The sequence below is a fragment of the uncultured Thiodictyon sp. genome (assembly GCF_903946935.1).
Lineage (GTDB): Bacteria > Pseudomonadota > Gammaproteobacteria > Chromatiales > Chromatiaceae > Thiodictyon.
This window is the reverse complement of record NZ_CAJAXH010000049.1, coordinates 1-20,043: the sequence shown is the minus strand read 5'-3', so window position 1 is coordinate 20,043 and position 20,043 is coordinate 1. Positions and strand designations below refer to the sequence as shown.

17 protein-coding genes, 1 tRNA gene and 1 pseudogene are annotated in these 20,043 nt (G+C 65.4%); 7 read left to right on the top strand and 12 right to left on the bottom strand.

Annotated features, from left to right (window positions below; translation table 11 throughout):
* Nucleotides 1-64: 64 nt before the first annotated feature.
* Entirely contained in the window at nt 65-1,945 is a 1,881-nt protein-coding gene (locus QZX93_RS05010; protein WP_295384113.1) for a L,D-transpeptidase family protein, read from the top strand.
* A 238-nt stretch (nt 1,946-2,183) separates the two neighbouring features.
* Here the strand turns inward: QZX93_RS05010 and rluB are convergent, their stop codons facing one another.
* Both rluB and QZX93_RS05000 read right to left on the bottom strand, forming a co-directional pair.
* The gene (gene rluB / locus QZX93_RS05005; protein ID WP_295384111.1) at nt 2,184-3,134 is read right to left on the bottom strand and encodes a 23S rRNA pseudouridine(2605) synthase RluB; all 951 of its coding nucleotides are present in this window, start codon (nt 3,132-3,134) and stop codon (nt 2,184-2,186) included.
* The gene (locus tag QZX93_RS05000; RefSeq protein WP_295384109.1) at nt 3,134-4,117 is read right to left on the bottom strand and encodes an aldolase catalytic domain-containing protein; all 984 of its coding nucleotides are present in this window, start codon (nt 4,115-4,117) and stop codon (nt 3,134-3,136) included. The genes rluB and QZX93_RS05000 overlap by 1 nt, the downstream gene beginning before the upstream one ends.
* A gap of 175 nt (nt 4,118-4,292) precedes the next feature.
* Here QZX93_RS05000 and QZX93_RS04995 point away from each other — a divergent pair, with 175 nt between their 5' ends.
* A complete protein-coding gene (locus QZX93_RS04995; RefSeq protein WP_295384107.1) occupies nt 4,293-5,453 on the top strand; it encodes a RuBisCO large subunit C-terminal-like domain-containing protein in 1,161 nt (386 codons plus the stop codon).
* Nucleotides 5,454-5,614: 161 nt separating this feature from the next.
* Here QZX93_RS04995 and QZX93_RS04990 read toward each other — a convergent pair whose 3' ends face one another.
* The 3 genes and pseudogenes from QZX93_RS04990 to QZX93_RS04980 all read right to left on the bottom strand — a co-directional run.
* Entirely contained in the window at nt 5,615-6,985 is a 1,371-nt protein-coding gene (locus QZX93_RS04990; protein ID WP_295384105.1) for an FAD-dependent oxidoreductase, read from the bottom strand.
* Nucleotides 6,986-7,263: 278 nt separating this feature from the next.
* Nucleotides 7,264-8,334, bottom strand: coding sequence for a uroporphyrinogen decarboxylase (hemE, locus tag QZX93_RS04985; protein ID WP_295384103.1), 1,071 nt, complete (start codon nt 8,332-8,334; stop codon nt 7,264-7,266).
* A gap of 317 nt (nt 8,335-8,651) precedes the next feature.
* Nucleotides 8,652-9,066 (bottom strand): annotated as a pseudogene (locus tag QZX93_RS04980) (PEP-utilizing enzyme); the annotation flags it as partial.
* A 61-nt stretch (nt 9,067-9,127) separates the two neighbouring features.
* On the opposite strand from QZX93_RS04980, the gene QZX93_RS04975 reads away from it, so the two are divergent.
* Nucleotides 9,128-10,015: an Rpn family recombination-promoting nuclease/putative transposase gene (locus QZX93_RS04975; RefSeq protein ID WP_295384101.1), complete on the top strand. Its 888-nt coding sequence runs from the start codon at nt 9,128-9,130 to the stop codon at nt 10,013-10,015.
* Nucleotides 10,016-10,196: 181 nt separating this feature from the next.
* Here QZX93_RS04975 and paaI read toward each other — a convergent pair whose 3' ends face one another.
* A complete protein-coding gene (gene paaI / locus QZX93_RS04970) occupies nt 10,197-10,559 on the bottom strand; it encodes a hydroxyphenylacetyl-CoA thioesterase PaaI (RefSeq protein ID WP_295384099.1) in 363 nt (120 codons plus the stop codon).
* A gap of 723 nt (nt 10,560-11,282) precedes the next feature.
* On the opposite strand from paaI, the gene QZX93_RS04965 reads away from it, so the two are divergent.
* Entirely contained in the window at nt 11,283-12,017 is a 735-nt protein-coding gene (locus QZX93_RS04965; RefSeq protein WP_295384097.1) for a hypothetical protein, read from the top strand.
* A 572-nt stretch (nt 12,018-12,589) separates the two neighbouring features.
* Here the strand turns inward: QZX93_RS04965 and QZX93_RS04960 are convergent.
* Nucleotides 12,590-13,078, bottom strand: a complete 489-nt coding sequence (locus tag QZX93_RS04960) for a CDP-archaeol synthase (RefSeq protein ID WP_295384095.1) — start codon at nt 13,076-13,078, stop codon at nt 12,590-12,592.
* A 169-nt stretch (nt 13,079-13,247) separates the two neighbouring features.
* Between QZX93_RS04960 and QZX93_RS04955 the strand changes: the two genes are divergently transcribed.
* Entirely contained in the window at nt 13,248-13,682 is a 435-nt protein-coding gene (locus tag QZX93_RS04955) for a host attachment protein (protein WP_295384093.1), read from the top strand.
* A gap of 277 nt (nt 13,683-13,959) precedes the next feature.
* Nucleotides 13,960-14,736: a DUF2189 domain-containing protein gene (locus QZX93_RS04950; protein ID WP_295384091.1), complete on the top strand. Its 777-nt coding sequence runs from the start codon at nt 13,960-13,962 to the stop codon at nt 14,734-14,736.
* 76 nt (nt 14,737-14,812) lie between these two features.
* On the opposite strand, the gene nusB is transcribed toward QZX93_RS04950, so the two are convergent.
* From nusB to QZX93_RS04925, 5 genes are all read right to left on the bottom strand, one after another.
* The gene (gene nusB, locus QZX93_RS04945) at nt 14,813-15,340 is read right to left on the bottom strand and encodes a transcription antitermination factor NusB (RefSeq protein WP_295384089.1); all 528 of its coding nucleotides are present in this window, start codon (nt 15,338-15,340) and stop codon (nt 14,813-14,815) included.
* A gap of 7 nt (nt 15,341-15,347) precedes the next feature.
* Entirely contained in the window at nt 15,348-15,818 is a 471-nt protein-coding gene (ribE, locus tag QZX93_RS04940) for a 6,7-dimethyl-8-ribityllumazine synthase (RefSeq protein WP_295384087.1), read from the bottom strand.
* A 214-nt stretch (nt 15,819-16,032) separates the two neighbouring features.
* A complete protein-coding gene (gene ribBA / locus QZX93_RS04935; RefSeq protein ID WP_295384085.1) occupies nt 16,033-17,151 on the bottom strand; it encodes a bifunctional 3,4-dihydroxy-2-butanone-4-phosphate synthase/GTP cyclohydrolase II in 1,119 nt (372 codons plus the stop codon).
* A gap of 136 nt (nt 17,152-17,287) precedes the next feature.
* Nucleotides 17,288-17,364 (bottom strand) — tRNA-Pro (locus tag QZX93_RS04930).
* A gap of 85 nt (nt 17,365-17,449) precedes the next feature.
* Entirely contained in the window at nt 17,450-18,064 is a 615-nt protein-coding gene (locus tag QZX93_RS04925; protein WP_295384083.1) for an HD domain-containing protein, read from the bottom strand.
* A gap of 357 nt (nt 18,065-18,421) precedes the next feature.
* On the opposite strand from QZX93_RS04925, the gene QZX93_RS04920 reads away from it, so the two are divergent.
* Nucleotides 18,422-19,273, top strand: a complete 852-nt coding sequence (locus tag QZX93_RS04920; RefSeq protein WP_295384081.1) for a hypothetical protein — start codon at nt 18,422-18,424, stop codon at nt 19,271-19,273.
* Nucleotides 19,274-20,043 lie beyond the last annotated feature (770 nt).

Below are 20,043 nucleotides of genomic sequence, written 5' to 3'. Positions count from 1 at the left end.
ATCATTGACCGGCAGCACGCTACACGGCATGTTGCTCAAGACCTTATTTTTTGCAGGAGACGAGATGGCTAAGCTGCGCCGCATCGGGCATCTGTTGTTCTCGCTGACCCTGATGCCGGCCTTGCCGGCCTTGGCAGTCGCGGATGAATCCATCCCCGGTCCCCAGCAGAGCGCGCCGCCAAACGCGCTGCTGCGTGGTACGGCCGAGTCCATTCGCGACCTTGGCCCACTGACCATCGGCGGCGTGCCGCTGGAGTCCGGTCGGCTGCTGGCCGAGTTCTACGCGGCCCGCGATTACCGCCTGGCCTGGGAGCGGCCGGAGCAGGTCGCGGCGCTGTTGCGCGTGGTGCAGGAGAGTGTGGCCGATGGACTGAATCCGGCCGACTACCACCTGCCCACCCTGCGCGCCCTGACTGAGCCCAATGCACTGGCGGTCCTGCCGCCCGCCAGCCGTCTGGGCGCGGACCTGCAATTGAGCGATGCGCTGCTGCGCTACAGCTACCACATCCGCTTCGGGCGCTTGGACCCGGTGGCGATCAACCGCGCCTGGAATCACCGCCCAGCCATCCCCGCGCAGACCCTGGTTCAATCCATGGAGGGTGTGGTGGCCGCCGCAGATACCAGCGCCGCCCTGGGCACGCTCGCCCCCCAGCCCTTCTTCTATACCGAGCTCAAACGGGGCCTGCGCGAATACAGCGGGTCCGACGCGGTGCATGGTCTGCCCCCGATCCCCGCGGGTCGCAAGCTGGTAAAGGGTAGCCGCGACCCACGGGTGATTGGATTGCGCGATCATTTGCGGGCGCTCGGCGAATACGACGCCGCCCCGCCCGATGACGCGGCCCTGTTCGATGCGCCACTGCGCGAGGCGCTGGTCCGCTTCCAGCGGCGTTTCGGTCTCCCCACGGATGGCGCATTGAATGCGGGCACGCTGGCGGCACTCAACGAACCAGTCAGCCCGAAGAAGGTCGAACAGATCAGGATGAACCTGGAGCGGATGCGCTGGTTCTATGACGACCTGCCGCCCGATTATGTCCTGGTGGACGTGCGTGGCTTCATGGCCCACGTGGTGCGCAACAGCGGGATCGATTGGAGTACCCGGGTCATCGTTGGCACCCCGCAGGCCCAGACGCCGAGCTTCCGCGACGAGATGGAACACGTGGTGTTCAACCCCACGTGGACAGTTCCGCCTTCGATCCAGAAAAAGATGCGCGGGGCCTCCAGCAAGTTCAAGGTGGTAGACCGGCGCACCGGCCGGCCGACGGGCGGTAATGTCAGCGATACGCGACGGGTCAGCCTCATCCAAGGGCCTGGGCCGGGCAACGCCCTGGGTCGGGTCAAATTCATCTTTCCCAATGACCAGGCGGTCTATCTCCACGACACCCAGAGCAAGGGGTTGTTCAGCCAGTCAGTGCGGGCCTACAGCCACGGCTGTGTGCGGGTGCAGAACCCCCTGAAGCTGGCCGAGGTGATCCTCAATCGCCCCAACTGGAACCAGGGCGAGATCAATCGCGTCGTAGCCACCAATAAGACACGCTATGTCATTCTGGAGCAGCGACTCCCCGTGCTGCTCTATTACCTGACGGCCCATGCAAACGAGAACGGCAAGGTGGAGTTCCGCGGCGACATCTATGGCCGGGACCGGGCCCTGCGCAGCGCACTCAACGGCCCACCGAGCGAACTGCGCATCCGCTTTGCCGAACCTGTTGCCGTGGTGGACCCGGCCACGGTGGTGAGCACCGGCCGTCCCGCGCGGCCCGCGGCGGCGCCGGCACGGGCCGAACCGGCGGCGCCCGCCCCGTCACCCGCCAGCCAACCGGGACCGGCCCCCATGCCACGACCGACGCTGACGCGGGATGATATCCCTGGTCGGACCCTGACCCTGGAGGAGCCCCGCGCCCCGGTACCGGTCATGCCAGCCGCGGGGGCGCCTGGCACCAGGCTTTAGAGTGAAATTCGCGCCGGGAGCGCGCTCCACTTCTCCCTCCCCTATTGGGGAGGGCGGGGTGGGGAACGGCCAAGGGCTCAGGTAACGGGCTAGCAGCCTGTCGGACTTGATGGCGTAACCGATTGATTAAACAGGAAAACGACTTTTTGGCGCAAAAGAGGAAACTCTTTGCATTCAATCGGTTGCATCACTAAGTCCGACAGCCTGCTAGAGCGCCCGCACCGGCCTGCCCACCAACCTAGCCGGAACGCGGCCCGCGCGCCGCGCCGGGCGCCCACACCCGCGAGGCGGCAGTCTTTGCCCGCGGGGCGCGCCGCACCGGCTCCATCCCGACCAAGCCCAGCAGGGTCCGACGCTCCTCGTCGGTCAGCGGTCGCCAAACGCCGGGAAATAGCCGCCGCCCCAATTCGACATTGCCATAGCGCACCCGGATCAGCCGGCTGACCTGGCAGCCCACCGCCTCCCACAGGCGCCTGACCTCGCGGTTACGCCCCTCCTTGAGCACGACGTGATACCAACTGTTGGCACCGGTGCCGCCGCGCGCGCTCACTGCATCCAGGTGGGCGGGGCCGTCCTCCAGTTCCACTCCGGCGGTCAACCGATCCAGGGTGCCGTCCGGGACCGCCCCCAGGATGCGCACCGCGTATTCGCGCTCCAATTGTCTGGACGGGTGCATCAGCCGGTTGGCCAGTTCACCGTCGGTGGTGAAGAGCATGAGCCCGGAGGTATTGATGTCCAGCCGGCCGACGGCGATCCAGCGCCCGTCCTTGGGGCGCGGCAGGTGCCGGAAGACGGTCGGACGGCCCTCCGGGTCGCGACGGGTGACCATCTCACCCTCGGGCTTGTGGTAGGCGATGATCTGGCTCTCGGCCTCGCGCCGGGGGTGACGGCGGACCTCCTGCCCATCCACCCGTAGCCGATCGGTCGCGGCTACGCGGTCACCGAGCTTGGCGATCTCACCGTTGACCCGCACCCGGCCCTGGGTGATCCAGACCTCGATCTCCCGACGGGAGCCCAGGCCCTGTTCGGCCAGGACCTTTTGCAGTCGCTCGCCGGGGCCATCCGCCGGCACCGGCGCGGGTTCGGTCTGGCCGCGCCCGCCCCGGTTGCGGTCCAGGGGCACCCGGGTGACACTTGAGTGCCCGGCGTGGCTGGCCGAGGGATGACGGGGCGGTTTGGGTTGGCGCATCAGATCTCCGAGACGACCTTGTCGTAGAAGGAAAGGTAGTCGTCCCGGTGGGGGCCCTCGCTCCACTCGATGGCCGAGCGCGGGTGCTGGTTCAACTGACCGGTAATATTAAATGGGACCGACGGACCCCAGATCAAGGTCTTACGCAGGGGCGCCACCTGATGCTGGATCACCTCGATGATGGGCCGCACATTGAACTTGGGGTTGCGCAGGAAGCCGAGCAAGAGTTCAGTGTGGCAATTACCGGCCCCACGACCGAAGCCGAAGATGGTCGAGTCCACCCGGTTACAGCCCAGGATAATCGCCTCAATGGTGTTGGCGAAGGCGAGTTGGAGGTTGTTGTGGGCATGGATGCCGACCTCCTTGCCGGTGCCGGCCATCGCCGCCGCGTATTTCTTGTAGAGCCGATCGATCTGCTCGCGATACAGGTAACCGAAGCTGTCCACGATCACCATGGTGCTGGCCGGGGTGGCGGCAACCGCCTCCAGGACCGTGTCGATCTCCTCCTCGGTGATATTGGAGACGGCCATCAGATTGGCCGTGGTCTCGTAGCCCAAGGCATGGCAGTGGCCGATCATCTCCACCGCCTCTGAGACCTGATGGGCATAGAAGGCGACACGGATCATGTCGAGCGGGCTGTCGGCAGCCGGGACGATGTCGTGCTGCCAGTCGCTCTTGCCGGCATCGGCCATGGCGGCGAGCTTGAGCCCGGTGGCCGCCGCGGTGTGATCGCCGACGACCCGGCGCAGGTCCTCCTCGGCGCAGTGGCGCCAGGGGCCGAACTTATCGGTCGGGAAGACCTTCTTCGAGTTCTTGTAGCCGATCTCCATATAGTCCAGCCCAGCCTCCACGCATGCACGATAGACTGCGCGGACAAACTCATCGCTGAACTGATGGGAGTTGACCAGCCCCCCATCGCGCACGGTGCAATCCAGCACCTTGAGTTCGGGACGGTAGGTGATCCAGGGGGCCTTGTCGGACATGGGTGTCTCCGGGCGACGGGGGGTGGGGAGTAGCCGAACAGAGCATTTTGCCTTGATCCGGCGGCTACAGCAAATCCAATCCGGCGGCGCAGTAGCGCCGCCGGATTGTTCTAAGCGACATGACACCCAGGTTCCTTTAGAGTTGCGGGCTTCGCACCCTTTCCGGGATGAGCCGATGACTGCCCAAGACCAGCCCCTAACCCTGAGCGGTGAGCGCTTCAGCGCCGTCTACCAACTCGGCGGCACCCACACGGCGACGCAGGCACAACAGCGGGCGCTGGACATCTGTCTGGAACAGACGGTGGAGTTTCCGCATCACCTGATCCCGAGTGCCGCCATCCGCGACCAGATCGTCGGTGAGGTGGCGGCCCTCGAACCACTGGGGGCGGACCGCTGGGAGGCGGTGATCCGCTATCCGGTGGAGGTCGCGGGGCGGGAACTGACCCAACTCGTCAACTGTCTGTTTGGCAATATCAGCATCAAGCCGGGCATCCGCCTCACGCGTTTCGACCTGGGCGAATCACTGGGGGCACTCTACCGGGGGCCGCGCTTTGGTCAGGCCGGGCTGCGGGCGCTGCTCGGGATTCAAGACCGGCCAATCGTGTGTACTGCCATCAAGCCCATGGGGCTCAATCCGCGGGAACTGGCGGACCTGGCCTATCGACTGGCCCTGGGCGGGATCGACCTGATCAAGGACGACCATGGCCTGACCGACCAGCGCTTCTGTCCCTTCGACGAGCGCGTACAGCGCTGCACCGCGGCGGTCGAGCGCGCCAATCGGGAGACGGGCGGCCGCGCGCGCTATCTGCCCAATGTCACCGCCCCGGCGACGGAGATCGGGCGGCGCGCCCGGCTGGCCCAGAACTGCGACGCCGGGGGGCTGCTGTTCTGCCCTGGGCTGGCCGGGCTCGATGCAATGCGCGCCCTGGCGGACGACGACGCACTGGCACTGCCGATCCTGAGTCACCCGGCCTTTCAGGGGAGCTTCACACTCCATCCCGACGGGGGGCTGACACACGGTGTGCTCTATGGTCAACTCAACCGACTGGCCGGCGCGGACGCGACGATCTTCCCGAGCTATGGCGGGCGTTTCGCCTTCACGGCGCCGGAGTGCCGTGACATCGTGGACGCCGCCACCGGGCCGATGGCCGGCTTTCCGAGCATCTTCCCCGTGCCGGCAGGGGGGATGGGGATCGCGCGGGTACCTGAATTGATTCGCTTCTATGGACGCGACTGTTGTCTGCTGATTGGCGGGGACCTGCACGCACAGGGGGCAGACCTGGTGGCAAACTGCCGGGGCTTCCTGGCCGCGGTGAGAAAGGCCAGCGAGGAATGACGGCCATGGGCCCGCCCCCCCCCCGAAAGATAAGAGTGGCTCGCGCCTTGGCCGTTCCCCCACCCGCCCTCCCCCACGAGGGGGGAGAGAGAATTGGAGCGCGCTCCCGGCGCGACCGTCAGAGTAAGCGCCGGGGCGGCGACGGCACGCCAGGCCCCGCGCTACCCGCGAGCGCCCACGCCCGCCCAGGCCAACGGACCCCATCCCCGACGCTTGGACCGTGCTGGCCCGATTCGTGCGGCCAATGTATTGAATGTCTGGCGCAGAGCCGCCGTAACCGGCGGCTGATCCAGCGGCAACTCGGACATCTGTTGCACGGTCAACCGCCGTTCCAGGCACCAAGCGAGCGCCTGGGCCAGGGGTTCGCAGCCCGGGCCGATCATGGCAGCACCCAGAACCCGGCCGTCGCGCCGATCCGCATAGACCCGCAACAGGCCCCGGTGGTGGCCCGTACGCGGGGGCAAGTCGCCGTCCAGCGCCTCGATACCCGCTTGCGCGGTCATCAGGAATGACTGATCCAGCGTCGACCAAGAGGGGCCGACCCAGGCGATATTGGGCTCACTGAACACCACGGCCGTGGGTACTCCGGTGGCGAACGCGATCGGTTTACGGTGGCTGGCGTTATAACCGGCCACCCGCCCCTGTTCCAAGGTGTACGCCAAACCGCCGGCCCCGCCCGCCGCATCGCCAGCGATATAGATCGGTAAGCGCCCAAGTCGCAGGTGTTGCGGGTGGAAGAGCGGAACGCCCCGGGCGTCGCGGGCACAGCCCGTCTGGGCCAGACTCAGGGGTTCGAGGTTGGGGCGACGACCGACGGCGACCAACACCCGGTCGACCACGGCCTCATGCGGCCCCGCGCGCACCAGCACCTGGTGCCCCCGCGGCTCGACCAGGGCCGGGGCACCGAGCCAGAGGGGGAACTCGCGGCCCAGCAGTCCCAGCGCCAGTTGGTTGACGAGCGGGTCTTGCAGTCGCGCGATGGTCTGACCGGATTCGATGCCGATCACCTGCACCCCCAGTCGGTGCAGGACCTGTCCCAACTCCAACCCGGCGGGTCCAAGGCCGATCACCGCCACCGACGCGGGCAGCCGTTCTTGCGCGAACGCCGTCTCGACGGTCAGTAGCCGGTCGCCAAGAAAGTCCCGCCAATAGGGCGGCTCCACACTGACGCCACCGGTCGCGATCACGATGGAGCGCGCCGCAATGGTCTGGCCGCCGGCGCGCAGGGTATTGGGGCCGATGAAGCGGGCCTCTCCGGCAATCAGCGCTTCGGCCGGCAGCGCATCCAGATCGATCGGCAACGCACCAGGGTTCGCCGGGGTCCGCCCCACAGGCAGGGAACTGCTCCGAGCCAGGCCCGCCGCCAGATGCGCCGCCACCACCGACGGCCCGGAGCCGATCTGGGCGCACGTACTGCCGAAGCCGCCATTGTCGATGAGCACGAAGTCACGCGTCGTCTTGCGGACCTGCGCCGCCGCGGCGAGGCCCGCCGGGCCGGCGCCGATGATCGCCACCGCCACTTGTCTGTACATGAACCTGCCCTCTGGTGAGTCTGGGGCGGCCCGTGCGCCGGGGGCCTAGGTTCACGCCAACCCCGACTTCTCGGTTCGGTGGCAGCGGGGACCCGTCTTCATTTGGGACAAGCATAACTGTGATCGCCGTCACAGTCACTAGGACATTGATCGGCTGCAACAGGGGTCGGAATATTTGGAGCGGGGCGCGGCTGGTGTGGGAACAGCAAAGGCGCAGGATCACGCCCCGCGTAGGAGCGGCCCCCGGCCGCGACGCGACCGGGCGGCAAGGTCAGGACTCAGACGCCCTGGTGATAGGCGGGGCTCAACTCATGGACCGCGGCCACCATGGCCGCCGCGTGCTCCGGATTGACATCCGGGGTGATACCGTGACCCAGGTTGAAGACATGGCCATGGCCGTGTCCGTAGCTCGCCAGCACCGTCGCCACTTCCTCGCGGATGCGCTCCGGGGAGGCATAGAGGACACAGGGGTCCAGGTTACCCTGCAGGGCCACCTGGTCCTTGACGGCCAGACGGGCGGTGGCGAGATCGGTCGTCCAATCCACGCCCAGGGCGTCGCAGCCGGTCTCGGCCATCCGGTCCAACCATTGACCGCCGTTCTTGGTGAACAGGACCACCGGCACCTGCCGCCCCTCGGCCTCGCGGGTCAGGCCCGAGACCACCCGCTGCATGTAGGCCAGCGAAAATTCCAGGTACTTGGCCGGGGTGAGTGCCCCGCCCCAGGTATCGAAGATCATCACGGCCTGGGCGCCGCGGGCGATCTGGGCGTTGAGATAGACGGTCACCGAATCCGCCACCTTGGCCAGCAGGCTGTGGAGCAGTTCCGGGCGGTCATACATCATGCCCTTGGTGAAGGCATAGTTCTTGGTGCTGCCGCCCTCGACCATGTAGGTCGCCAGGGTCCAGGGGCTGCCGGAGAAGCCGATCAATGGCACGCGGCCGTTGAGTTCGCGCCGGATCAGGCTCACGGCGTCCATCACGTAGCGCAGGCCGTCCTCCGGGTCCGGCACCGCGATCCGCTCCACGTCGGCCGCCGAGCGCACCGGGTGCGCGAAACGCGGACCCTCGCCCTCGCCGAACGAGAGCCCCAGGCCCATGGCATCCGGGATGGTCAGGATGTCGGAGAACAGGATCGCCGCGTCGAGCGGGAAGCGCTCCAGCGGCTGGAGCGTGACCTCGCAGGCCAGTTCCGGGTTCATGCACAGGTCCATAAAGCTGCCGGCACGGGCGCGGGTGGCGCGGTACTCGGGCAGGTAGCGCCCGGCCTGGCGCATCATCCACACGGGGGTGTAGTCCACGGGCTGGCGCAACAGGGCGCGCAGGAAGGTATCGTTCTTGAGCTGAGTCACGGTGCAGAGGCTTCCAGAGCTGGTTGAGCGGAACGGATCGATCGCGAGCGGTCGGGTTTTGACCGTACAGGATACACCAGGGCGGGGGGTTAGGCCCAAAAGGGCGCCCGCGTCCCAGCAAATGCTAGGAGCGGCCCCCCGGTCGCGAGGGGTAGCGACCGGCGCCCGTGGCCGGAGTTATGATCGAGTCCCGACTCCTCACGCTCCGGGACATGACAGTCCTCGTGCCGCTCAATGGGACCCCCCACGATCTCCACCCGCGAGGCCGGCGGTCCGGGTAGCGGTCGGCGAACAGGTTCAGGCGTTTGCGGCTTATGGTCGCCTTCCTTGAAGCTGGTGTCGCCGACGATGGCGATGCGCCGATCCACGTCGACATGGATGCCCTCGGCACCGGCCACGCAGCACTTGCCCATGCCGCGGGCGACCACCGCCGCGTGCGCGGTCTTGCCGCCGCGCGAGGTCAGGATGGCTTGCGAGGCGAAGAAGCCGTGGATGTCCTCCGGCTTGGCGTACACGGACCAGGATGACCTTGCGCCCCTGCTCCTTGCCGAGCATCTCGGCGCGGTCGGCGTCGAACACCGCGATGCCGGAAGCGGCACCGGGGGAGGCCGGCAGACCCGAGGCCACCGCCGTCACCTTGGCCTTGGGGTCCAGGCGCGGGAACAGCATCTGCTCCAGACTGTCGGGGGCGACGCGCTGCAGCGCCTGGGCCTTGGTGATGATGCCTTCCTTGATTTGCCGCGCCCCGATGCAGCGGGTATGCTCGGTACAGCCAATCGCACCGCCGACGACCATGTCCAACCTACTCGACCCCAAGAACGACTACGTCTTCAAGCGGCTGTTCGCCGACGCGCCGACGTTGCTGGCGGCCCTGATTGACGCCATCCGCCCGCAGGCGGCACCGATCGCCCGGCTCACGGTCAAGGACCCGACCATCGACGCCGAGGAACTGCGCGGCAAGTACATCGTCCTCGATCTCCTGGCCGAAGACACCGACGGCGCCCAGTACAACATCGAGATGCAGGTCCGTCGCTATCGCGCCTGGGGTGCGCGCAGTGCCTATTATTTGGCGAAGCTCGTCACCGGGCAGTTGGTGGCCGGCGACGACTACGGCGGCCTCAAGCCGGCCATCGGCATCCATCTGCTCGACTTCGACCTGTTCCAGGACCCAGCGCATCGGGAACAGGCCATCTGGTGCTTTGAGATGTGCGACGCCGTGACCCCGACGGTCACCCTCGGCCAAGAGCTGCAACTAAACCTGATCGAATTGCGTAAGGCCGACCGGCTGCAACGGACAACGGGCGCCCTCTCCGCCTGGATTGCGCTGTTCGAACACTGGCAAGAGGATCAAACCATGTCCCAAATCGCAAACGAACCCGTCCGCGCCGCGCTGGACAAACTCAGACACCTGAGCGCCGACGCCGAGACCCGGCGGCTCGCCTTCGTGCGCGAGCGAGCACTGCACGACGAGCGCAGCCTGCTCAAGGATGCGCGGGAGGAAGGTTGGGAAGAAGGTTGGGAGGAAGGGAGGGAAGAAGGCAGAGAACAAGGCAAAGCAGACGCGCTGCGACAAATCGCGATGAACCTGATCCGATCCAGCGGGCTCGACGATGCAACTATTGCAACGGCCACCGGGTTGAGCTTGACCGATATCGGCGCCTTGCGACAGCAGTTGCAATAGACCGCGCATCGTCCGAACGGCGCGAGCGGGACCTATGCCCCACCCGGCTTCAAGACATCACTGACGCCCACACGGGACACCGGCTGAAGCCTCGACCTCCGGTTGCAGACGGATCGCCGCTGGCCGGGATAATGACCAAGTCCGGCGCACAGACGACCGCGGGCCGGCGGGGATTGGCGGTTCAGCCCTTGCGGTAAACCGTGCCGGTGAAGAGTCCGACCAACTCACCTTGGCAGGACACCTCCACCTGGTAGACCCCGGTGCGCCGGGTCAGACTGACCTCGCGCGCGACCGCTTCAATGGTGTCGCCGACGCGCGTGGGCCTGAAATACTCCATGTGTGCGCTCAAGGAGACGGCCAGGGTGCCGTGCGAGTTGGAGGCCAGCGCAAAGGCCGAGTCGGCCAAGGTAAAGAGGAATCCACCGTGGGCGGAGCCCCAGTTGTTCAGGTGTTCGGGGCGCAGTTGCACCCGCATCCTCGCCTCCCCCGGGGCGGTAGTCTCGCCCTCGAAACCGAGCGAGATCATAAAAGGGTCCAGGTGCATGGCGGGTCTCCGGGGGGTTGAGGGGAGAGCGGCGGCGCTCTCGGGGAGACCGGCTCACGTTGGCCCTATTGTCCGCGATGGGACGAGACAGCGCACCTGGTACGGACACGAGACCGCCGCCCCGTCTCAGCTTCGGTGCCGTCAAGCCGCCGCCCCGCGACCCACTTCCAAGCAATGGGAAGGGCTGGACTCGTTCGCGGCGGGAGTGGTTGACCTGACACTCTCCTGGCGACCGTTCCGATGTAGGCACCTATCGGCAAAGGACTAACTTTGCAGCGGGAGAACGCCGCCAGGGGATTGACACGCCGAGATAACTTTGATCGACTAGGCCACACCCACGGATTTTAGACAGGAAGCTCGTGCCCGACATGCAGGCTCGGATCAACACGAGCCAACCTCACTGAGGGCAGTAACAACTGGACCTTGTAACGGGCAACTGTGAAGGCCCGCTTGATGAGTGAGTACAACCGAGGAACCGGATGCGTGAAAACTGCACGTCCGGGACTGCGCCGAGGGCGCCGGGTAACCGGCGTCCCTACGGCTGAGGTGCCCAATGGAAGCCCTTGAAAAATTCAAGTGTAGATTAGAGCAAGAGTGGTTAGTGCCCTTCTGCCGCGCAAGGGGCTACTCACACCATGGCTTTGATGGCAGGGCAATCAGCAATCAGCAAGCCGCACGTCGACACGCGTGCCGCTTCGCTCAAGCATTAGGGGCCGAGTAGCCATGCACGAGCCATTGAAGACTCACGCCAAGGCATGGGCGTTCTATCGGGGACTGCAGGAGCACATTCAAGCGCGTCTGCCTCCAGCCGCCGAACTGCGATCATCGATCGCGAGAATCGTGGCCGGCGCCAAAGCGTCTACAGACCGTAGGCACATGGCCTTCCCCGAGGGCGCCCTACTGAACGAATTCATTGCGCCAGCGATTCATGACTACTTCGTCTCCCGCATTGGTATGAGCGCTTCGGACGCTACCCGCGCATTGCTGTCGGAGTCGTTTCGCTCTCTTCCCGGAATCGCGAGCGCTTCTCCCGCGCGCTCGAAACGCCACCCATTCGGGAAGTCGCTAGGGTCTAAGCCGAGAGACATCGTTACGCAATGGAGGAACGAAGCTAAAGGCAACGCCTTGATCCAGAGCTGTCCAGATCTTGCAATCAGGTCTCCCGCACCATTCAAGGCCATCATTGAGGGTAAGTACTTTTCCACCGGCACAGTGACGCGCGCCGCAGACGAGTTAGCGGCCGATATCTATCAGTCCTTCTTCTATCTTGCGCTAACCAGCATTGAAGAGACCGCCACCCACCCCGCTTGGGACTATCAGTACGCCTGTCTAATCGCGTGTGACGCGACACCGAATGGTAGCCTGGTGGAGGCGTGGTCGATGATCGCTCCCGATGTTCGCACAGGAATATGGGATGGAGCAAATATCTATGTCATGGTCCTGCGTCGCAACGCCTAACATTCGCCTCAAGCCGAGCCCGTATGCGCCGCCGAACTTGGCGTTTTATGTTTCGCGTCGTTAAGGAAGCAGTACGGCCCGGCTTAGGCTTTCCACCAGCGTAAGCATCTGATTGTTAAAAAATAAGCAATCCCAAGATGACATATAGAAGAGAGGTAAAATCATGAAAGATACAATGCAACGCTTAAGCCCTTTAACAAGCGGGAAAAGGGATCAATACCCTTTATAGTGAAAAGCAATAGGGGCCAGGCTCAATTAAATCACATCGACAGTTCGCCCTAATCGAGCGACTCATGGTCTTTTCGCCGCCGTGGGCGCCCGCGCCAAGATGGAACACGCTCGATTTAATTGGGGCCGTCCTGGCTCGGAATGTGTTCGAGCCTAGCCCATTTTGCCTTTTGCCCCAGATATGGAGATATTCGCGTGATCGACGAAAGCGGCGAGGATTATCACTATGCCGCCACTTGGTTTTTAGCAATCTCCGTGCCGGTTGAAATTCAGCGGTCAATTGCTCATGCGCGCCGGCCTTGATGGTAACTCCGGCCGCCGGCATCGGGGCGCACAGCGCACCACTAGCGTCCCAACGTCGCCAGCCGTTTGAGCAAGGGAGTCACCAACAGGTCAACGACCGTGAAGACTGCCGCCGCCACCCCGAGGTGCGGCCAGTCGAGACCCATGGCACCCTTGGCAAGCAGGGCCGGAATCAGGGTCTCGGGTAGATGGTCCAGGAGCGGCACCGAGGCACCCGAGTCCAGCCCCAGCCGGCGCTTGATGAAGCTGGCGATGAGATCGCCCGCCATGGCCCCCAGCGCGATGGCCAATCCCAGACCCCACCCGAACCCCAGTAACATCGCGACGGGAGGTGTTATCCCCAAGGCCGCGACCAAGCCGCGCCAGGTCTTGGACGGCCCGAACACCGGATGGCCGTCGCGCAACAGCATCCCCCCATCCAGTGGCCGGGCGGGCGTCCGCCCGACCAGCACGGCCAGCACGGCAGGCGCCCCGTTGGCCACGAGCAACAGGGCAAGGAGTGTGAGGATGGGGCTCCAGTGGGGCGGCACTCGGGTATCCGGTTAGAACAAGGGAGTGCTAAAGTATAGGGGTGTCGGCCTTGCCGTTACACTCAAGAGAAGGCATCACGCCTAACCACCGGTGCTGGAGCTCGCCTGCCACTTGGTTGCGCCCTCCCCCGCCGGCCATCCACGACCTCAGCCCGAGGGAGTTCACACCATGTCCACCTGGATTTTGGTTGCAGACAAGAGCCGCGCACGTATTTTCGCCGCCGACAAGGCCGCGAGCCCGCTCCATGAGGTCCGCACCCTCACCTCCCCGGAGGCCCGCCTGCACGAGGGCGATCTGGTCAGCGACCGGGCCGGCCAGGACCGCAACCCAAGCGTCATCGGCCATGGTTTGAACAGCGAGAACCGCCCCCACAAGCACGACATCGCCGAGCGCTTTGCCGCCCAGGTCTGCGAGGCACTGGAAGACGCGCGCAACCAGGGACTTTTCCGCAAGCTCTATGTGATCGCCGCCCCCGCCTTTCTCGGGATGCTGCGCCACCATCAGTCCCCCACCCTGCGCCAACTGATCGCCGCGGAGATCGACAAGAGCCTCGCTGGCCTTGACCCGGCCGCCATCCGCAAGGCCCTGCCGGACATACTCTAGCCGCGCCTTGATCGCGCCGAGGCGCCCATCGGTCAATGGCGCCTCTGCACGCACTTAGTCGCCCGATTTCTTTCCGAATTCTGCGGTGCCCCCCGATTGATTAGGGCGCTGTCGCACCACAACTTTCGATTACTGCATCGCCCCGCTCGGGTGAGTACGGTCTGCGAGCGTCGATGCACACGCCAAGTCTGGAGCCGGTCGGGATCAGCCACGCCGCGGTGCGGGGGCGGTGCCGACTCCAGGCCGAGTCTCACCACCTCATTTGCAGGAAACCGTCATGGATCCTCAGATCACCCGTCCGACATCGAGCGTTCAATTGGCCCGCGACCAGGTCCGCGGGGTTGCGTTGACCGCCCCCTATGCCTGGCTCAAAGCGGGTGTCGATGACTTCCGGTCCGCCGTCGGCCATAGCCTGCTCTATGGTGTGCTGTTCGCGGCGGCGTGCTGGGCGACCGCCCTGCTCACCGCGAGCCAACCCTGGCTCACCCTCGGCTTCGTGAGCGGACTCCTCCTGATCGGTCCCTATATGGCAAGCGGGCTCTATGTCGCCGCCCGTCAACTGGATGCAGGTGAGGCGGTGAGCATTCGCGCGGCCCTGCGCACCCTGGCGGCACACAAGACCCACCTTGCACTTTTCGCAGTGTTGCTGACGATTATCATGGACGCCTGGGTACGCGTGGCGTCAATCCTGTTCGCGCTCCAGTTCGAGTTTTTCTCGCCCAGCATCGATGGCTATCTGGGCCTCCTGTCCGCCGAGGGCGATCCCTGGGCCTTGGCCTATTTTGTCGGTATCGGCTTCCTGCTGGCGGCGGTCGTCTTCGTGACCTGCGCGGTGGCCATCCCGCTCATCGTGGATCGGGACCGCAACCCGATCGCGGCGATCGGCCTGAGCGCGCGGGCGGTCTGGCGCAACTGGCCGGCGATGCTGGTATGGGCCGCCATCATCGTCGTCCTGAGTACGATCGGTATCCTGACCCTCTTCGGCGCCTTTATCGTGTTCTTCCCGGTGCTGGGCTATGCGACCTGGCACAGCTACCGGGCGATGGTGGAGTGAGGGGACGGGTGTTGCGATGAGGAAGTACAGCCCGGTTCAACGCTCGGCAACCACCAGGTCCAAGGTCGCACCGACCTCAGGACCCGGCCGCACGGGCCGCCGCGCGGCGGGCGAGTTTGTCGAGCACGCCATTAACATAGCGGTGCCCCTCGTGGGCGCCGAGCAGCTTGGTGAGTTCGATCGCCTCGTTGATGGCGACCCCGGCCGGAATCGCGGGAGAGAACAGTATTTCATAGGCGCCGATGCGCAGGATGGCGAGCTCTACCGGGTCGACCTGGGTGATGGGGCGATCAAGTACCCGATCCAGTGCGGCGTCGATCTCAATGATCTGCGCCGGCACGCCCTTCATCAGGTCGTCGAATAGGTCGAGATTGAATTTGAAGCGGTTCTTGGGGTCGATCACGGTATCTTCCGCGGCCCCACTCAAAGAGTTATTCAGGGCATCCAGCCACTCCGGGTCACTGAGCATGTGCGCGCGGATGGTGGCCGGGTCTTCCTTGGTGAGGTGCCACTGGTAGAGTGCCAGCGCGGCATAGCGCCGCGCCTGACTGCGGGGGCTGACCCGGGCCTCATCGCTCGAGCTGGGACCGCTGGGATTGGCCATGGCGGTCTCAGCCCAGCCGCCGCAGCAGATCGACCATCTCGAGTGCGGACAGTGCGGCCTCCGCACCCTTATTGCCGGCCTTGGTGCCGGCACGCTCGATGGCCTGCTCGATGCTGTCGACGGTGAGCACCCCGAAGGCGACCGGAATGCCGTATTTGAGGCTCACCTGGGCCATGCCCTTGACGCACTCACCCGCCACATAGTCGAAGTGCGGGGTGCCGCCGCGGATCACCGCCCCCAAGGCCACGATGGCGTCATAGCCGCCCTTACCGGCGATACGCTCAATGGCCACCGGCATCTCAAAGGCCCCGGGGACCCGCACGATGGTGAGATCCGACTCGGCCACCCCGTGGCGCAGCAGGGCATCCACTGCGCCCTTCTCCAGGCTCTCCACGATAAAGCCATTCCAGCGCGACACCACCAGACAGAAACGGGCCTGGTCGGCGCGCAAGACGCCCTCAATGGTCTTGATGGTCATGATGCGGTCTTCCGATGTTCAAATGAGTACTGCGAGAAAAACCTAGAAAAGATTTGTCCGCAAATGAACGCAAATGAACGCAAATGGGGAGAATACGAATCAGTGTTCGGGGCACTTGCAGTGCTCGCCTGAGTCAAGTGAACTGACGTTCAAGTCGGACGCCCTTCTCCATTTGCGTTCATTTGCGTTCATTTGCGGACCGAATTCTTAAGACTCAGCGCCCGCCGACGTATTCGACGACCTCCAGGTCGAACCCGGAGATCCCGTGCATGGCCTTGGGCGCGCTCATGACCCGCATCTTGCGCACACCTAAATCCGCCAGGATCTGCGCGCCGATACCATAGGTGCGCAATTCGTTGCGGTCCTTCTGGCGGCGGGGCGGCACCGGGTCATCGCCGTCGTGCAATTTGAGGTCCTTCAAGCGGGCCAGCAGGTCCTGGGCGCCATCGCGATTGCGCAGGATGACGATCGCACCGTGACCGGCCTCGGCGATCTGGGCCATGACCGACTGCAAGGGCCAACCACAGGCGCCGTGCTGGGTGCCGAACAGGTCGCACAGCGTATTCTGCAAGTGTACGCGCACCAGGGTCGGACGCTCGGCGCTCATCTCGCCCATGGTCAGGGCCAGGTGGATCTCATTGTCGATATGGTCGCGGTAGGCAACCACCTGGAAGGTCCCATGCTCGGTGGGCAGCTCGCATTCACAGACGCGCGACACCGACTTCTCATGCGCCACCCGGTAGTGGATCAGGTCGGCGATGGTGCCGATTTTCAGCCCATGGGCCGCGGCGAACACCTCCAGGTCGGGCCGGCGCGCCATGCTGCCGTCCTCGTTGAGGATCTCGACGATGACCGCGGAGGGCTCCAGCCCCGCCAACCGAGCCAGGTCGCAACCGGCCTCGGTGTGACCGGCGCGCACCAGCACGCCGCCCGGCTCGGCCATCACCGGGAAGATGTGTCCGGGCTGCACCAGGTCCTTGGGCTCGGCATCCGGGGCCACCGCGGCCCGCACCGTCGCGGCCCGATCGGCCGCGGAGATCCCGGTGGTGACGCCCTCGGCGGCCTCGATCGTCAGGGTGAAGGCGGTCGAATGGGGGGCCTGATTGTCGCTCACCATGAGCGGCAGACGCAGACGCTCACAGCGCTCACGGGTGAGGGTGAGACAGATCAGACCACGCCCGAAACGGGCCATGAAGTTGATTGCCTCAGTCGTGACGCAGTCGGCGGCGAGCAGGAGATCGCCCTCATTCTCACGGTCTTCGTCATCCATGATGATGACCATGCGCCCAGCGCGCAGATCCTCAATGATTTCTTCTGTCGTATTCAGGGACATGGGCGGAACTGCTGGAAAAGCCGAAGGCTGGGGGATGCAGGCCGACCCGCGCCGCGGCATAAGCCCCGGCAGCATCTGCGACCTCACAAACGAAAAGGGCGGTAACAGAGGAATCTGTTACCGCCCAGCTCACTATTGGTCGGGGCGAGAGGATTTGAACCTCCGACCACCTGAACCCCATTCAGGTGCGCTACCAGGCTGCGCTACGCCCCGGAAAGATTGACAAGGTTACGTGCCCGCGCGGCCCCTGTCAACGTGCGACTTGCGAAAAACCGCAGACGCGTCGAACGCACGTTGCTCAACCCCGCCGCACCATGGACTCCAACTCCGTGACCACGCGATCCAACTCATTGACCAGCGAGGGCGGCGCCTGGCCGGCCGAGCGAAAGACCTCCACCAAACCGCGGTAGTACCAGAGGTGCTCGGCGGGGTCCGACAGGGTAAAGCGCTGCCACAGTGCGTCGCCGTCGACGCGGTAGTCGAGCAGGATCGCACGCGCGTTGTGCAGCTTGTCCGCGATGCTCACCCGGTGATAGGCCGGGTCCGGCGTCGCGCCGAGGTGGCGCAGATACTGCTCTTTGCGCGCCCGCCACGGCGGCTTGGGCACGACCTCGGCGTCGGTGCAGGCGTTGACGATCCCGAGCACCCGCGCCCCGTAGCGCTGCTCAATCTCGGCGCGCAGGGCGGCGGCCCCGCCACGGTGCTCGGCCTGGTCCTCGATCGCATCGTGCAGCAGTGCGGCAATCGCCTCGTCCTCGCTGCCTCCGTGCTCCAGCACCAGGCTCGCGACCGCCATCAGGTGCGAGACATAGGGCGTGCCGCCGCCCTTGCGCACCTGGCGGTTGTGCAGCCGCGCGGCATAGCCCAGCGCGTCGAAAAAGCGTTCGGAGAGCAGGCCGTCGGGGGATGTCATACGATGCCTCTGGTGGACCCGATGAGCAGGATGGCCACTGTACCGCCGCGGTGCGCGCGCCGTCCATGCCCGGCGCTCCGTCCGGCCGACTGCTGCCGACTCGACAGAAGGTCCGGCGGATACGCGCGATGTGCCCGTGCGTTGAAGCACCAGACTTCAACTTGGCTGCTCGTGACACCGCTCCTGCGGTGTCACGCAGGTGTTGGGCGCTGTGCGCCCCGCGGCCGTCCACCGCAGTCATGAGCGAGGCCATTCGCCCGCCCGGCGGCCTATTCCGCCTTGGATCCTACGTGTGCCAGCGTACCGACGCCCTTACCCTCTTTCAATAATCTGCCTGCACAGTCGCGATACGGCGGCATGACCCCTTCACCCCTGATGGCCGCTTGTCATCGCGGCATTCTTACCGTGAAAGTCGCGCCGGAAGCGCGGCCCACTTCTCCCTTCCCTATTGGGGGAGGGCGGGGTGAGGGAACGGCCAAGGCGCCCGCCAATGTCATCGTTCGGGACGGTGCGGGCGCCATGGCCGTTAGGCGTCATGCGTACCAAGGCCACTGTATGCCCTGCTACTCGCTCATTCACCACCGACCGGAATTACCAATGAAAAACATGCAACTGACCGCCATCTCGATGGCTATCGGCCTCGTCTTCAGCGCCGGGGTGATGGCGGAGGCGATGACGAAAGACGCGTACAAGGCCGCTGAGGCCAAGATCGCCACCGAGTATACGGCCGACAAGGCCAAATGCGACGCCTTGGCCGACAACGCCAAGGATATCTGCCTCGCCGAGGCCAAGGGCAAGTCCAAGGTCGCCGGCGCGGAGCTCGAAGCGAGCTATGAGCCATCGGCCAAGCACCACTACAAGGCGGTGGTCGCCAAGGCGGAGGCCGACTACGGGGTCGCGATTCAAAAGTGCGACGACCAGACCGGCAATGAGAAGGACCTCTGTGTGAAGGAGGCGAAGGCGGTCGAGACCCGCGTCCGGGCCGACGCCGAGGCGCAACTGAAGGTGACGCAAGCCAATAAGACCGCGAGTGACACATCCGCCGCCGCGGACGCCAAGGCGCAAGAGGCCGGCGTCGCCGCGCGCCAGGACGCCGCCGCAGAAAAGAGTGATGCGAATTACGCCGTAGCCAAGGAAAAGTGCGCCGCCCTAATGGCCCCGGACAGCGATCGTTGCCTGGAAGACGCCAAGGCCAAATACGAGAAGTAACCGACCGCCTGGGCAGGGAACGCCCACCCCCATCGCATAACCGCGCAGGGTGCTGCACCAGTCCCTCACCCCCCAGAGGGACCGGTCATCCTCCGCAACCAACCCGGCCGGGCGGCCGGCATACGCGCCAGGGATGGCAACCGCCGGGCCGTGGGAGCGCCGACATCCTGTCGGCCATGATGCGCAGCGCCATTGCAAGCTGGCCAAACAACAAGACCCCACGGGTCAACCGCGCAACGCAGACCGCCTGACGGCGGCTCGCCGACAGAATGTCGGCGCTCCCAGGAACGAACCAAGTCGCGCCGACGCGCGACCACTGACCAACCCCCCGCCCTACATGGTCTAATCCGCCCGTCCGCAACCTGACCGACCGATCGTCATTCCGGCCGGGACCCCGGAATCCAGACCAGGGACGGCAACCTCTCGGCCGCCGCGGACTCGCGGTAACTGGCGGACTGGCCGGAACGACGATCAAGGCCGCGCTGCCCATACCCACTTGGCCCTCAGGGCTGCGGATTGCTGGCGCTTGTGCCCCCGCGAGGGACCGCCGAACGCGTCGAAAGCGCGCCCCGAACGCAATCGGCCTCGAATCCACCGACACTGATCCCCAACACAGTGCGAAGTATTGACCACGGCAAATCCGTTCTAGCCCGCCGTGGCTGGCCGTCCCCGCCGACGGCGGGAATTTTCGGTCATGCCCAGGTAGTCAAACACCAGGCGGACGTTGCGTGCCAGGCGCTGGATGGTGGCGGCGACGGTGTCGCGGGATT